The sequence below is a fragment of the Streptomyces sp. NPDC000229 genome (assembly GCF_040300825.1).
In the GTDB taxonomy this organism is placed as follows: domain Bacteria; phylum Actinomycetota; class Actinomycetes; order Streptomycetales; family Streptomycetaceae; genus Streptomyces.
In genome coordinates this window covers 1-14194 of sequence record NZ_JBEPEL010000032.1, presented here as the reverse complement: position 1 = coordinate 14194, position 14194 = coordinate 1, and the positions used below count along the sequence as shown (strand labels likewise).

Here is a 14194-nt window from a genome sequence, read left to right as displayed (position 1 = left end):
TGCGTCTGAGCCACTGGCGCGACGCGTTACGCACCGCCCGATGACCACCGCCAGGGGCGGAACATTAGACTCGACCAAATCGGCAGCTCGACCAGCTCAACACGCAAGGAGGCACGGGTGGCTCTGCTGACCCGTATCACGGGCCCGCGCGATCTCGACCGGCTCGCCCCGGAGCAGCTGGACCAGCTGGCCGCGGAGATCCGGTCCTTCCTCGTGGAGGCCGTCTCCAAGACCGGCGGCCACCTCGGTCCGAACCTCGGCGTGGTCGAGCTGACCATCGCCCTGCACCGCGTATTCGAGTCCCCGAAGGACAAGATCCTCTGGGACACCGGCCACCAGTCCTACGTCCACAAGCTGCTCACCGGCCGCCAGGACTTCTCCAAGCTGAAGATGAAGGGCGGCCTGTCCGGCTACCCGGCGCGAGCCGAGTCCGAGCACGACGTCATCGAGAACAGCCACGCCTCCACCGTCCTCGGCTGGGCCGACGGCCTCGCCAAGGCCAACGAGGTCCTGGAGCGCAGCGACCACGTCGTCGCCGTCATCGGTGACGGGGCCCTCACCGGCGGCATGGCCTGGGAGGCGCTCAACAACATCGCCGAGGCCAAGGACCGCCCGCTCGTCATCGTCGTCAACGACAACGAGCGCTCCTACGCCCCCACGATCGGCGGCCTCGCCAACCACCTCGCCACCCTCCGCACCACCGACGGCTACGAGCGCTTCCTCGCCCGTACCAAGGAGATCCTCGACCGCACGCCGGTCGTCGGGAAGCCGCTCTACGAGACGCTGCACGGCGCCAAGAAGGGCCTGAAGGACTTCATCGCCCCGCAGGGCATGTTCGAGGACCTCGGGCTGAAGTACGTCGGCCCCATCGACGGCCACGACATCGAGGCGCTGGAGTCCGCGCTGACCCGGGCCAAGCGGTTCGGCGGACCGGTCATCGTGCACTGCCTCACCGAGAAGGGCCGCGGCTACCAGCCCGCCCTCGCCGACGAGGCCGACCGTTTCCACGCCGTCGGCAAGATCCACCCGGACACCGGCCTGCCGATCTCCTCCTCCGGCGCCGACTGGACCGGCGTCTTCGCCGACGAGATGGTCAAGCTCGGCCACGAGCGCGAGGACATCGTCGCGATCACCGCGGCCATGCTCCAGCCGGTCGGCCTCGACAAGTTCGCCAAGGCCTTCCCGGACCGGGTCTACGACGTCGGCATCGCCGAGCAGCACGGTGCCGTCTCCGCGGCCGGTCTCGCCACCGGCGGGCTCCACCCGGTCTTCGCGGTGTACGCCACGTTCCTCAACCGCGCCTTCGACCAGGTCCTGATGGACGTCGCCCTGCACAAGTGCGGTGTGACGTTCGTCCTCGACCGGGCCGGCATCACCGGCACCGACGGCGCCTCCCACAACGGCATGTGGGACATGTCCATCCTCCAGGTCGTCCCGGGCCTGCGGATCGCCGCCCCGCGCGACGCCGACCAGGTCCGCGCCCAGCTGCGTGAGGCCGTCGAGGTGGACGACGCGCCGACCGTCGTGCGCTACTCCAAGGGCGCCGTCGGCCCGGCCGTCGAGGCCGTGGGCCGTATCGGCGGCATGGACGTCCTGCGCGAGGCGGGCACCGACCGGCCGGACGTGCTGCTGGTGTCCGTCGGCGCGCTCGCGCCCATGTGCCTGGAGATCGCCGGCCTGCTCGACCAGCAGGGCATCTCCACCACCGTCGTCGACCCGCGCTGGGTCAAGCCGGTCGACGAGGCCATGGCGCCGCTCGCCGACCGCCACCGCGTCGTCGTCACCGTCGAGGACAACGGCCGCGTCGGCGGTGTCGGCTGCGCGGTCGCCCAGGCGCTGCGCGACGCCGGCGTCGACGTACCGCTGCGCGACTTCGGCATCCCGCCGCGCTTCCTGGACCACGCCTCCCGCAAGGAGGTCATGGCCGAGATCGGGCTCACCGCACCCGACATCGCCCGCCAGGTCACCGGTCTCGTCTCCAAGCTGGACGGCCGGTACGAGGACGCGGAGATCCAGCCCGCCCGCGACTGACACCTGGTGTCCGGATAGGGCCGGTCGGAGTACCCCGAGGGGTTTCCGGCCGGTCCTTTCGTGTGAAAGGGCCCCCCAGGGCGGGCGACGTCCCGCACCCCTCTCGATCATGGGCGGTAGAGGCCGATGGCTACGGAGGTACGCCGGTGAGTATGGGCCAGCAATCACGCGACAGCGGGATGTTCCGGACAAAAAGCATCGAGCAGTCGATCCAGGACACCGAGGAGCCCGAGCACGCACTGAAGAAGTCCCTGTCCGCATGGGACCTGACGGTCTTCGGTGTCGGTGTCATCATCGGCACGGGCATCTTCGTCCTGACCGGAAAGGTGGCCAAGGAGACCGCGGGCCCGGCCACCGCCCTGGCCTTCGTCACGGCCGGCATCGTCTGCGCGCTGGCCGCCCTCTGTTACGCGGAGTTCGCCTCGACCGTGCCGGTGGCGGGGTCGGCGTACACCTTCGCGTACGCCTCACTCGGCGAGCTGCCGGCCTGGATCATCGGCTGGGACCTCGTCCTGGAGTTCGCCCTGGGCACGGCGGTGGTCGCCGTCGGCTGGTCCGGCTACGTACGCTCGCTGATGGACAACGTGGGCTGGCACCTGCCCGCCGGACTGCAAGGGCCGGACGTGGAGGGCGGCACCTTCGACATCCTCGCCTTCCTGCTGGTCCTGGTCCTGACGGTGATCCTGGTGCTCGGCATGAAGCTGTCCGCCAACATCACGGCCATCGTCGTGGCCATCAAGGTCACCGTGGTCATGATCGTGATCATCGCCGGCCTGTTCTTCATCGTGGGCGACAACTACTCGCCGTTCATCCCCGACGCCGTGACCCCACCGACCACGTCCGGCTGGGACGCCCCGCTGGTCCAGACGATCTTCGGCTACGCGCCGACGAACTTCGGCGTCATGGGCATCTTCACCGCCGCGTCCGTCGTCTTCTTCGCCTTCATCGGCTTCGACGTCGTCGCCACCGCCGCCGAGGAGACCAAGCTGCCGCAGCGCGACATGCCGCGCGGCATCCTCGGCTCCCTCTTCATCTGCACGGTGCTCTACGTCGCCGTCTCGCTCGTCGTGACCGGTATGCAGCACTACAGCCGGCTGTCGGTGAGCGCCCCGCTGGCCGACGCCTTCAAGGCGACCGGGCACCCCTTCTACGCCGGTGTGATCAGCTTCGGCGCCGCCGTCGGCCTCACCACCGTGTGCCTGATCCTGCTCCTCGGCCAGACCCGGGTGTTCTTCGCGATGAGCCGCGACGGGCTGCTGCCGCGGTTCTTCTCCGTCACGCACCCGAAGTTCCGCACGCCGTACCGCCCGACCATCCTCCTCGGCGTGCTGATCGCCATCATCGCCGGCTTCACCAGCATCAACGAGCTGGCGACCCTGGTGAACATCGGCACGCTCTTCGCGTTCGTCGTCGTCGCCCTCGGTGTGATCATCCTGCGCCGTACCCGCCCCGACCTGCACCGCGCGTTCCGCACCCCGTGGGTGCCGTTCGTCCCGATCCTCTCGGTCGCCGCGTCGGTGTGGCTGATGCTCAACCTGCCCGGCGAGACGTGGTTCCGCTTCGCCGTCTGGATGGCCGCCGGCATCGTCGTCTACTTCGTGTACGGACGCCCCCACAGCCGCCTGGGCGGTGCCCGGCCCCCGATGGGCGCGAAGGCGCGCTAGCCGTACCAGACCGCTCGCCGCCCCGTTCGCCGTTTGGGCCGTTCGGGGCGGCCGCTCGTAGAATCGCCGGATGACTTCCCCCGGCGACGCCCACGCGGACCACGGCACCGACGACGCCCTGCGGGTGCTGGGCAAGGTCTTCGGTTACGACTCCTTCCGCGGCGAGCAGCGGGAGATCATCGAGCACGTGGTGGGCGGCGGTGACGCCCTGGTCCTCATGCCGACCGGTGGCGGCAAGTCGCTGTGCTACCAGATCCCCGCGCTGGTGCGCCCGGGCGTCGGGGTCGTCATCTCGCCGCTGATCGCCCTCATGCAGGACCAGGTCGACGCGCTGCGGGCGCTCGGGGTGCGCGCCGGGTTCCTCAACTCCACCCAGGACCTGGACGAGCGGCGGCTGGTGGAGGCCGAGTTCGCCGCCGGTGAGCTGGACCTGCTGTACCTGGCGCCGGAGCGGCTGCGGGTCGAGTCCACGCTCCAGCTGCTGCGGCGCGGCACCATCTCGCTGTTCGCCATCGACGAGGCGCACTGCGTCGCCCAGTGGGGTCACGACTTCCGCCCCGACTACCTCCAGCTGTCCACGCTCCACGAGCGGTGGCCGGACGTGCCGCGCATCGCCCTGACGGCGACCGCCACGCGCGCCACCCACGCCGAGATCGCCACCCGGCTGAACCTCGGCGACGCCCGGCACTTCGTGGCCAGCTTCGACCGCCCCAACATCCAGTACCGCATCGCCCCCAAGAACGAACCCAAGCGGCAGCTGCTGGAGCTGATCCGCGGCGAGCACCCGGGCGACGCGGGCATCGTCTACTGCCTGTCGCGGGCCTCCGTCGAGAAGACGGCGGCCTTCCTGGTGGAGAACGGCGTCGACGCCGTCCCGTACCACGCGGGCCTCGACGCCCGGACCCGCGCCGAGAACCAGGCCCGGTTCCTCCGCGAGGACGGGCTGGTGGTGGTCGCGACGATCGCCTTCGGCATGGGCATCGACAAGCCCGACGTACGCTTCGTCGCCCACATCGACCTGCCGAAGTCCGTGGAGGGCTACTACCAGGAGACCGGCCGCGCCGGGCGCGACGGGCTGCCCTCCACGGCGTGGCTGGCGTACGGGCTCCAGGACGTCGTCCAGCAGCGCAAGATGATCGACGGCTCCGAGGGCGACGCCGAGCACCGCCGCCGGCTCGCCGCGCACCTCGACGCCATGCTGGCCCTGTGCGAGACGGTCGAGTGCCGCCGGGTGCGCCTGCTGGCGTACTTCGGCCAGGAGTCCACCGCGTGCGGGAACTGCGACACCTGCCTGTCGCCGCCGAAGTCCTGGGACGGCACGATCGCCGCGCAGAAGCTGCTGTCGACGATCGTCCGGCTCAAGCGGGAGCGGAACCAGAAGTTCGGCGCGGGCCAGATCATCGACATCCTGCTCGGCCGCAAGACGGCGAAGGTCATCCAGTTCGACCACGACGCCCTGAGCGTCTTCGGGATCGGCACCGAGCTGAACGAGTCCCAGTGGCGCGGCGTCGTGCGCCAGCTGCTCGCCCAGGGCCTCCTCGCGGTCGAGGGCGACTACGGCACGCTCGTCCTGACCGACACCTCCGCCGACGTCCTCGGCGGCCGCCGCGAGGTCCTGCTGCGCAGTGAGCCGGAACGCCCGGCGCGTGCGCCCAAAACGCCCAAGCGCGCCCCGGTCGCCGACCTCCCCGAGGAGGCGCTCCCGGTCTTCGAACGGCTCCGCGCCTGGCGCGCGGCCACCGCGAAGGAGCAGGGCGTCCCCGCGTACGTCATCTTCCACGACGCGACTCTCCGCGAGATCGCCGCGGCCCCGCCCGCGACCCTCGCGGAACTCGGCACCGTCAGCGGTGTGGGCGAGAACAAACTCGCCAAGTACGGCGAGGCCATCCTCGCCGCGCTCGCCGAGGCCTGACGCCCCGGCGCGGCCCCACCTCCCTCCGGGCGGTGCCTGCCCCCTGTTGTGGGCATTCGTCCCCTGGGGCGGGACGGGTGGGCACAACGGGACCGGGGCGGTGCCCTTGTGGCGGTTCCTCCCGGGGCGGTGATCGTTCCCGGTTCGCCCAGGGGTGTGCGGGTCGGTGGCCTGCCAGGGGGCGGTGGGGGTCGGGGCACGGCCCCGGAAACGGCGACGGGCCGCAGGGGACACCCCCTGCGGCCCGTCGCCCTGTGCCGTTACGCCGGGACGCTCGCCACGCCCTGCTCCAGGAAACGCTTGCCGTTCACGCGCTCCGAGACGCCCTCGCGGTCCAGGTACGGCGTGATGCCGCCCAGGTGGAAGGGCCAGCCAGCGCCCGTGATGAGGCAGAGGTCGATGTCCTGCGCCTCGGCGACGACGCCCTCGTCCAGCATCAGGCCGATCTCCTGCGCCACCGCGTCCAGGACGCGGTCCCGCACCTGCTGCTCGGTCAGGACGACATCGCCCTGCTTCAGCAGCGCCGCGACCTCGGGGTCCAGCTCGGGCTTGCCCGAGTCGTAGACGTAGAAGCCGCGCTTGCCCGCCTCGACGACGGCCTTGAGGTTCGGGGAGACCTTGAAGCGGTCCGGGAAGGCGCGGTTCAGGGTCTCGGAGACGTGCAGACCGATCGCCGGGCCGACCAGCTCCAGGAGAACCAGCGGCGACATCGGCAGACCGAGCGGCTCGATGGCCTTCTCCGCGGTCTCGACCGGCGTGCCCTCGTCGATGACGTTCTGGATCTCGCCCATGAAGCGGGTGAGGATGCGGTTCACGACGAACGCCGGGGCGTCCTTCGTCAGCACGGCCGTCTTCTTCAGCTTCTTCGCGACACCGAACGCGGTCGCCAGCGACGCGTCGTCGGTCTGCTCACCGCGGACGATCTCCAGCAGCGGGAGGATCGCGACCGGGTTGAAGAAGTGGAAGCCGACCACACGCTCCGGGTGCTGGAGCTTGGAGGCCATCTCCGACACCGACAGCGACGAGGTGTTGGTGGCGAGGATCGCGTGCGCCGGGGCGACCGCCTCGACCTCCGCGAACACCTTCTGCTTGACCGACATCTCCTCGAACACGGCCTCGATGATGAAGTCCGCGTCCGCGAAACCGGCGGCCTTGTCCAGGACGCCCGAGACCAGGCCCTTGAGGCGGTTGGCCTTGTCCTGGTTGATACGGCCCTTGCCGAGCAGCTTGTCGATCTCGCCGTGGACGTAGCCCACGCCCTTGTCGACGCGCTCCTGGTCGATGTCCGTCAGGACGACCGGGACCTCCAGGCGGCGCAGGAACAGCAGCGCCAGCTGCGAGGCCATCAGACCGGCGCCGACGACGCCGACCTTGGTGACCGGGCGGGCCAGACTCTTGTCCGGCGCGCCGGCCGGGCGCTTGGCGCGCTTCTGGACCAGGTTGAAGGCGTAGATGCCGGAGCGCAGCTCGCCGCCCATGATGAGGTCGGCCAGGGCCGTGTCCTCGGCGTCGAAGCCCTTCTGGAGGTCGCCGTCCTTGGCCGCCTCGATGATGTCCAGGGCGCGGTACGCGGCCGGGGCCGCACCGTGCACCTTGGAGTCCGCGATGAACCGGCCACGGGCGACCGCCGCGTCCCAGCCCTCGCCGCGGTCGACGTCGGCGCGCTCGACCACGATCTCGCCCTTGAGGACGGACGCGGTCCACAGCAGCGACTGCTCCAGGAAGTCCGCGCCCTCGAAGATCGCGTCGGCGATCCCCAGCTCGTAGACCTGCTTGCCCTTGAGCTGCTTGTTCTGGTTGAGCGAGTTCTCGATGATCACCGAGACCGCGCGGTCGGCGCCGATCAGGTTCGGCAGGATGGTGCAGCCGCCCCAGCCGGGAACCAGACCGAGGAAGACCTCGGGCAGCGAGAACGCCGGCAGGGCCGCCGACACGGTGCGGTAGGTGCAGTGCAGACCGACCTCGACACCGCCGCCCATCGCCGCGCCGTTGTAGTACGCGAAGGTCGGCACGCCCAGCGCCGACAGGCGCTTGAAGACGTCGTGGCCGCCCTTGCCGATGGCCAGCGCGTCCTCGTGGCGCTTCAGCAGCTCCACGCCCTTGAGGTCGGCGCCGACGGCGAAGATGAACGGCTTGCCGGTGATGCCGACACCGACGATGGTGCCCTCGGCCGCCTCCTTCTCGACCTGGTCGATGGCGGTGTTGAGGTTCGCCAGGGACTGCGGGCCGAAGGTGGTCGGCTTGGTGTGGTCGAAGCCGTTGTCCAGCGTGATCAGCGCGAACCGGCCGGCCCCGAAGGGCAGGTCGAAGTGGCGTACGTGGGCGCTGGTGACGACCTCGTCCGGGAACAGCTCGGCCGCACCCTTCAAAAGCTCAGCGGTGGTGCTCACTTGCTGCCTCCGTCGAAGTGGGGGTTCTCCCAGATGACCGTCGCGCCCATGCCGAAGCCGACGCACATGGTGGTGAGGCCGTAACGGACCTCCGGCTGCTCCTCGAACTGCCGCGCCAGCTGCGTCATCAGACGTACGCCGGAGGAGGCGAGGGGGTGGCCGAAGGCGATCGCGCCGCCGTACTGGTTGACGCGCGCGTCGTCGTCGGCGATGCCGTAGTGGTCGAGGAAGGCCAGGACCTGGACGGCGAAGGCCTCGTTGATCTCGAAGAGGTTGATGTCCTCGATCGACAGGCCGGCCTTGGCCAGGGCCTTCTCGGTCGCCGGGATCGGGCCGTAGCCCATGACCTCGGGCTCGACGCCGGCGAAGGCGTAGGAGACGAGGCGCATCTTGACCGGCAGGCCGTTCTCGCGGGCGAAGTCCTCGGACGCGATGATCGACGCGGTGGCGCCGTCGTTGAGGCCCGCGGCGTTACCGGCGGTGACGTTGCCATGGACGCGGAACGGCGTCTTGAGGTTCGCCAGCGACTCCAGGGTCGTGCCCGGGCGCATCGGCTCGTCGGCGGTGACCAGGCCCCAGCCGGTCTCGCCGGCCTCGGCGTTGGTGCGGCGCACCGAGATCGGCACCAGGTCGGCCTGGATCTTGCCGTTGGCGTACGCCTTGGCGGCCTTCTCCTGGGAGCGCACGGCGTACTCGTCGGCGCGCTGCTTGGTGATGTGCGGGTAGCGGTCGTGCAGGTTCTCCGCCGTCATGCCCATGAACAGGGCGGACTCGTCGACCAGCTTCTCGCTGACGAACCGCGGGTTCGGGTCGACGCCCTCGCCCATCGGGTGGCGGCCCATGTGCTCGACACCACCGGCGATGACGGCGTCGTACGCGCCGAAGGCGATGGAACCGGCGACCGAGGTCACAGCGGTCAGCGCGCCCGCACACATGCGGTCGATGGAGTAGCCGGGCACCGACTGCGGCAGGCCCGCCAGGATGCCGGCGGTACGGCCGATGGTGAGGCCCTGGTCACCGATCTGGGTGGTCGCGGCGATGGCGACCTCGTCGATCTTCGCCGGGTCCAGACCGGGGTTGCGGCGCAGCAGCTCCCGGATGGCCTTCACGACGAGATCGTCGGCGCGGGTCTCGTGGTAGATGCCCTTCGGGCCCGCCTTGCCGAACGGGGTGCGGACGCCGTCGACGAAGACGACGTCCCTGACGGTACGAGGCACGATGGCTCTCCTCCAGGTGCGGGATGGCACTGCACTGCTGCGGCACGCGGCTAAGCGCGCGCTTGTACGCCCCATGCTACTTACGAGTAACCAAGCTGCACAGTCCCCCCGCCCGGAGCGGTGAACGTCACACTGCGTGGCTACGAAAGAAGGGTGCCCCCTCCGCCGGAGGGGGCACCCTTTTTCTCCTGGTCTCTCCGTTCAGGCCTTCGCGCCGTTCAGCGCCGCGACCAGCACCGGTGTGACCTGCTCGATCTGCCAGGCCCGCGCCCCGTACCCGGCGAGCGCGCCCGCCACCGACTCGGCCGTGACCTCGGCGGGCGGCTCCCAGCACACCCGGCGCACCGTGTCGGGCGTGATCAGGTTCTCCGGCGGGAGGTTCAGCGACTCGGCGAGCGCGGAGACGGCCGTACGGGCTGCGGAGAGGCGCGCCGCGGCCGCCGGGTCCTTGTCCGCCCAGGCGCGCGGCGGGGGCGGGCCCTGCAAGGGCTGGCCCGGCTGCGGCAGCTCGGCGTCCGGCAGGGCCTTCGCCCGGTCCACCGCCGCCTGCCACTGCTCCAGCTGTCGGCGCCCCATACGGTGGCCGAACCCAGGCAGCGCGGTCAGCGCGTGCACATTGGCCGGCACGGCAAGAGCGGCCTCGACGATCGCGGCGTCGCTGAGCACCTTGCCGGGCGACACATCACGCCGCTGGGCGATCCGGTCGCGGGCCGTCCACAGCTCCCGTACGACCGCCATCTGGCGGCGCCGGCGGACCTTGTGCATGCCGGACGTCCGGCGCCAGGGGTCCTTGCGGGGCGGGGGCGGCGGGGCGGAGGCGATGGCGTCGAACTCCTGGTACGCCCACTCCAGCTTCCCCTGCCGGTCCAGCTCCTTCTCCAGCGCGTCACGCAGGTCGACGAGCAGTTCGACGTCCAGCGCGGCGTACCGGAGCCAGGGTTCGGGCAGCGGGCGGGTGGACCAGTCCACCGCGGAGTGGCCCTTCTCCAGGGCGTATCCCAGCACCGACTCGACCATCGCGCCGAGACCGACCCGCGGGAACCCCGCGAGGCGGCCGGCCAGCTCCGTGTCGAACAGCCGGGTGGGAACCATGCCTATTTCGCGCAGGCACGGCAGGTCCTGGGTGGCGGCGTGCAGGATCCACTCCGCGCCGGCCAGGGCCTCACCGAGGCCGGAGAGGTCCGGGCAGCCGACCGGGTCGATCAGGGCGCTGCCCGCGCCCTCACGGCGCAGCTGCACGAGGTAGGCCCGCTGGCCGTAGCGGTAGCCCGACGCGCGCTCGGCGTCGACGGCGACGGGGCCGGTGCCACGCGCGAAGGCGGTGATCACCTCGGCGAGGGCATGCTCGTCGGCCACCACGGGCGGGATGCCCTCGCGGGGCTCGAGCAAGGGGATCGGCGTCTCTTCGACTACGCCGTCTGCGACGCCGTCGTCCGGAGGGCCGCCCCCGGTGGTTCGCAGTGCTGTCTCTGCTGCGGTCTCTTGGGCGTCGGTCACCTGTCAAGGGTATCTGTGAACGGCAAGCGCCCGCCGACGGAACGTTCCGTCGACGGGCACTGGGGTGAGGTGGACCGGTCAGTGGATGATGCCCGTACGAAGTGCCACGGCGACCATTCCGGCCCGGTCGCCGGTGCCGAGCTTGCGGGCGATGCGGGCCAGGTGGCTCTTGACGGTCAGCGCGGACAGGCCCATCGATACGCCGATGGCCTTGTTCGACTGACCCTCGGCGACCAGCCGGAGCACCTCGACCTCGCGGCCGGAGAGCTCCCGGTAGCCGCCCGGGTGGCTCGGAGCACCGGGGGGACGGCGGTGCAGCCGGGCGGCCGCGGCGCCGATGGGGGCGGCGCCGGGTCGGGTCGGGTGACCGATGTTCGTACGCGTACCGGTGACGACATAGCCCTTGACGCCCCCGGCGAGCGCGTTGCGTACGGCACCGATGTCGTCGGCCGCCGAAAGGGCGAGCCCGTTGGGCCAGCCGGCGGCACGGGTCTCGGACAGCAGGGTGAGCCCGGAGCCATCGGGCAGGTGGACGTCGGCAACGCAGATGTCGCGCGGGCTGCCGACGCGGGGACGAGCCTCCGCGATGGACGACGCCTCGATGACGTCACGCACTCCGAGAGCCCACAGGTGGCGGGTGACGGTGGAGCGGACGCGCGGGTCGGCCACGACGACCATGGCCGTCGGCTTGTTCGGGCGGTAGGCGACCAGGCTTGCGGGCTGCTCGAGGAGAACGGACACCAGGCCTCCTGGGAAGGTGCGGGACACAGCCGGCTCGGGGGAGAAGCCGGGCGAACCGTATTTGAAGGGTCACAGACCTCTTCGGCAGCCCGGGGGTCCGCCTTTAGGGGAAGATCACGATTTAGTGAGTAACAATTGGGGCAATTCGGACAGGCGATCGATCATCCTACGAGCGCCCCATCCTGCGCGGGGCGCCCGCCGCGGCCGGCGGGAGCACGCCCCCGGGCGCTGGACGGCCCCGGAAACGGCGCCCGGTCCGCGGCACGGCAGGCGCCGCAGCCTACGCGCTCGCCGCCCGGCCGCGGCGCGGGTGGCGAACCACGAGGCGCCGCCTTGACGCCCGTCGGTGCCGCCCCCGGCGTCGGTGCCGTCCCCGGCCCGGGTGCCGCCCCCGGCCCGGGTGCCGTCCCCGGCCCGGTCGCGTCCCCCCGACGGGTGCGGGCCTGGACGTCCACGCCCACCGTTGTGGGCGGTCCCGAGAGCGGGGAGGGTGGGCGCAACGGAGTCGGGGCGGTGCCTGCTAGCGGTGCCCCACGGGGCGGTGCCCCCACGGGGCGTCCCTCTCTTGGTGCCTCGCGGTGCCGGCGGGCACGCCCGGCTGTGGGGGGCGGGGCCCCTCCGGGCTCACCTCCTCGAGGCCGGCGGCCTTGGGTTACGGGTGAGGGAGCCCGGCCTTTGCCGCCAACCTCTGCGGGGGCGACCCTGCACGGCCCCACCCCGGTGGGAGGCCGGCTGCGGGTCGTGGGTGGTGGCCACGGCGCATTCCGGTGGGGGGCCGGGTGCGGGTTGGTGGGCCCTGCCCAGGTGGGAGGCCTACGGGTGCTGGGGGCCGCGGCGCTGGGGGAGGGAGACCACCGCCGCCGAGCCCGGGTCGAGCGGCCCGGGTACCGACGGCGGGAGGCCCGCGATCTGGCACAGCAGGTCGCACCAGGCCGCCAGGTGCGCCGCCGTGTCCGGCACCCCGCCGCGGCCCTCACGTGGCGTCCAGGACGCCCGGATCTCGATCTGCGTCGCCGGGCGGCGCTCCGCGAGTCCACCGAAGTAGTGAGACCCCGCACGGGTGACGGTGCCCGAGGCCTCCTCGTACGACAGGCCCCGCGCCTCCAGCGCGCCCGTCAGCCACGACCAGGACACCTCCGGCAGCAGAGGGTCGGCCGCCATCTCGGGCTCCAGCTCCGCGCGTACCAGCGTCACCAGTCGGAAGGTGCCCTGCCAGGCCTCGTGCCCCGCCGGGTCGTGCAGCAGCACGAGGCGGCCGTCCGCCAGGTCGTCGTCGCCGTCCACGACCGCCGCCTCCAGGGCGTACGCGTACGGGGCCAGCCGCTGGGGCGGACGGGACGGATCCACCTCGATCTCCGGCCGCAGCCGCGCCCCGCGCAGCCCGTCGACCGCCAGCCGGAAGGCGGGCGGGACGGACGTACCCTCCCTGTCGTCCGTTCCTTCGGCGTCGTCGGAGTGATCGGAGAACTGTCCCTGAGCCGCAGCCATGCGGGGAAGAGTAGGCGGAAGGACGGCCCCGCGCAGGGAGGGACACCCTCACCACGCCAGCCGCTTGGCCGTACATGCGAAGATTCTGGGCGTGAGTGCCATTGACAGCCCTTCGGGCCAGCAGACGAAGACCTACGACTCCGCGTTCCTGAAGGCGTGCAGGCGCGAGCCCGTGCCGCACACGCCCGTGTGGTTCATGCGGCAGGCGGGACGCTCGCTGCCCGAGTACCTGAAGGTCCGCGAGGGCATCCCCATGCTCGAGTCGTGCATGCGGCCCGAGCTGGTCACCGAGATCACCCTCCAGCCGGTACGGCGGCACAAGGTCGACGCCGCGATCTTCTTCAGCGACATCGTGGTGCCGCTCAAGGCCATCGGCGTCGACCTCGACATCAAGCCCGGCGTCGGCCCCGTCGTCGCCGAGCCGATCCGTCGTCGGGCGGACTTGGAGCGGCTGCGTGACCTCACGCCCGAGGACGTCTCGTACGTCACCGAGGCCATCGGCATGCTCACCGGCGAGCTCGGCACCACGCCGCTCATCGGCTTCGCCGGCGCGCCCTTCACCCTCGCGAGCTACCTCGTCGAGGGCGGCCCGTCCCGCAACCACGAGCACACCAAGGCCCTCATGTACGGCGACCCCGAGCTGTGGGCCGACCTGCTGGACCGGCTCGCCGACATCACCGCCGCCTTCCTGAAGGTCCAGATCGAGGCCGGCGCCTCCGCGATCCAGGTCTTCGACTCCTGGGTCGGCGCCCTCGCCCCCGCCGACTACCGCCGCTCGGTCATGTCGGCCTCCGCGAAGGTGTTCCGGGCCGTGGAGGAGTACGGCGTACCGCGTATCCACTTCGGTGTCGGTACGGGCGAGCTGCTGGGCCTCATGGGCGAGGCGGGCGCCGACGTCGTCGGTGTCGACTGGCGCGTCCCGCTGGACGAGGCCGCCCGCCGCGTCGGCCCCGGCAAGGCGCTCCAGGGCAACCTCGACCCGGCCGTCCTCTTCTCCACCCCCGAGGCGGTCGAGACCAAGGCCCGCGAGGTCCTGGACGCCGCCGCCGGGCTGGAGGGCCATGTCTTCAACCTCGGACACGGCGTCCTGCCGACCACCGACCCGGACGCCCTGACCCGGCTCGTGGAGTACGTCCACACGCAGACCGCCCGCTGACGCCTAGTGACGTGAGTCAGAGATCTTCCGGTAGTTCTCGCACGCCGTCCGGCTTGCCAGCGACACGGCTTCTCGCCGCCGGGCGCGGTCTGAAGGGG

General features: G+C 71.4%; 9 protein-coding genes. 4 read left to right on the top strand and 5 right to left on the bottom strand.

Annotation, left to right across the window (positions count from 1 at the left end):
* The first annotated feature begins 117 nt into the window (after positions 1–117).
* From dxs to recQ, 3 genes are all read left to right on the top strand, one after another.
* The gene (gene dxs, locus ABT360_RS17670) at positions 118–2031 is read left to right on the top strand and encodes a 1-deoxy-D-xylulose-5-phosphate synthase (RefSeq protein WP_351816595.1); all 1914 of its coding nucleotides are present in this window, start codon (positions 118–120) and stop codon (positions 2029–2031) included.
* A 152-nt stretch (positions 2032–2183) separates the two neighbouring features.
* Entirely contained in the window at positions 2184–3695 is a 1512-nt protein-coding gene (locus tag ABT360_RS17665) for an amino acid permease (protein ID WP_351816592.1), read from the top strand.
* 70 nt (positions 3696–3765) lie between these two features.
* Positions 3766–5607, top strand: a complete 1842-nt coding sequence (recQ, locus tag ABT360_RS17660) for a DNA helicase RecQ (protein ID WP_351816589.1) — start codon at positions 3766–3768, stop codon at positions 5605–5607.
* Positions 5608–5867: 260 nt separating this feature from the next.
* Here the strand turns inward: recQ and ABT360_RS17655 are convergent, their stop codons facing one another.
* From ABT360_RS17655 to ABT360_RS17635, 5 genes are all read right to left on the bottom strand, one after another.
* Complete coding sequence (locus ABT360_RS17655) at positions 5868–7997, bottom strand: 3-hydroxyacyl-CoA dehydrogenase NAD-binding domain-containing protein (protein WP_351816586.1); 2130 nt, start codon at positions 7995–7997, stop codon at positions 5868–5870.
* On the bottom strand, positions 7994–9214 hold the full coding sequence (locus tag ABT360_RS17650) for a thiolase family protein (RefSeq protein ID WP_351816583.1): 1221 nt from the start codon (positions 9212–9214) through the stop codon (positions 7994–7996). Before ABT360_RS17650 ends, ABT360_RS17655 begins: the two co-directional genes overlap by 4 nt.
* Before the next feature lie 201 nt (positions 9215–9415).
* On the bottom strand, positions 9416–10711 hold the full coding sequence (locus ABT360_RS17645; protein WP_351816580.1) for a ribonuclease D: 1296 nt from the start codon (positions 10709–10711) through the stop codon (positions 9416–9418).
* Positions 10712–10789: 78 nt separating this feature from the next.
* The gene (locus ABT360_RS17640; RefSeq protein ID WP_073755186.1) at positions 10790–11452 is read right to left on the bottom strand and encodes a helix-turn-helix transcriptional regulator; all 663 of its coding nucleotides are present in this window, start codon (positions 11450–11452) and stop codon (positions 10790–10792) included.
* 813 nt (positions 11453–12265) lie between these two features.
* Entirely contained in the window at positions 12266–12940 is a 675-nt protein-coding gene (locus ABT360_RS17635; RefSeq protein ID WP_351816576.1) for a DUF3000 domain-containing protein, read from the bottom strand.
* 91 nt (positions 12941–13031) lie between these two features.
* Here ABT360_RS17635 and hemE point away from each other — a divergent pair, with 91 nt between their 5' ends.
* Positions 13032–14096 (top strand): uroporphyrinogen decarboxylase, encoded by a 1065-nt coding sequence (gene hemE / locus ABT360_RS17630; protein WP_351816573.1) that lies wholly within the window; start codon positions 13032–13034, stop codon positions 14094–14096.
* Positions 14097–14194: the final 98 nt, after the last annotated feature.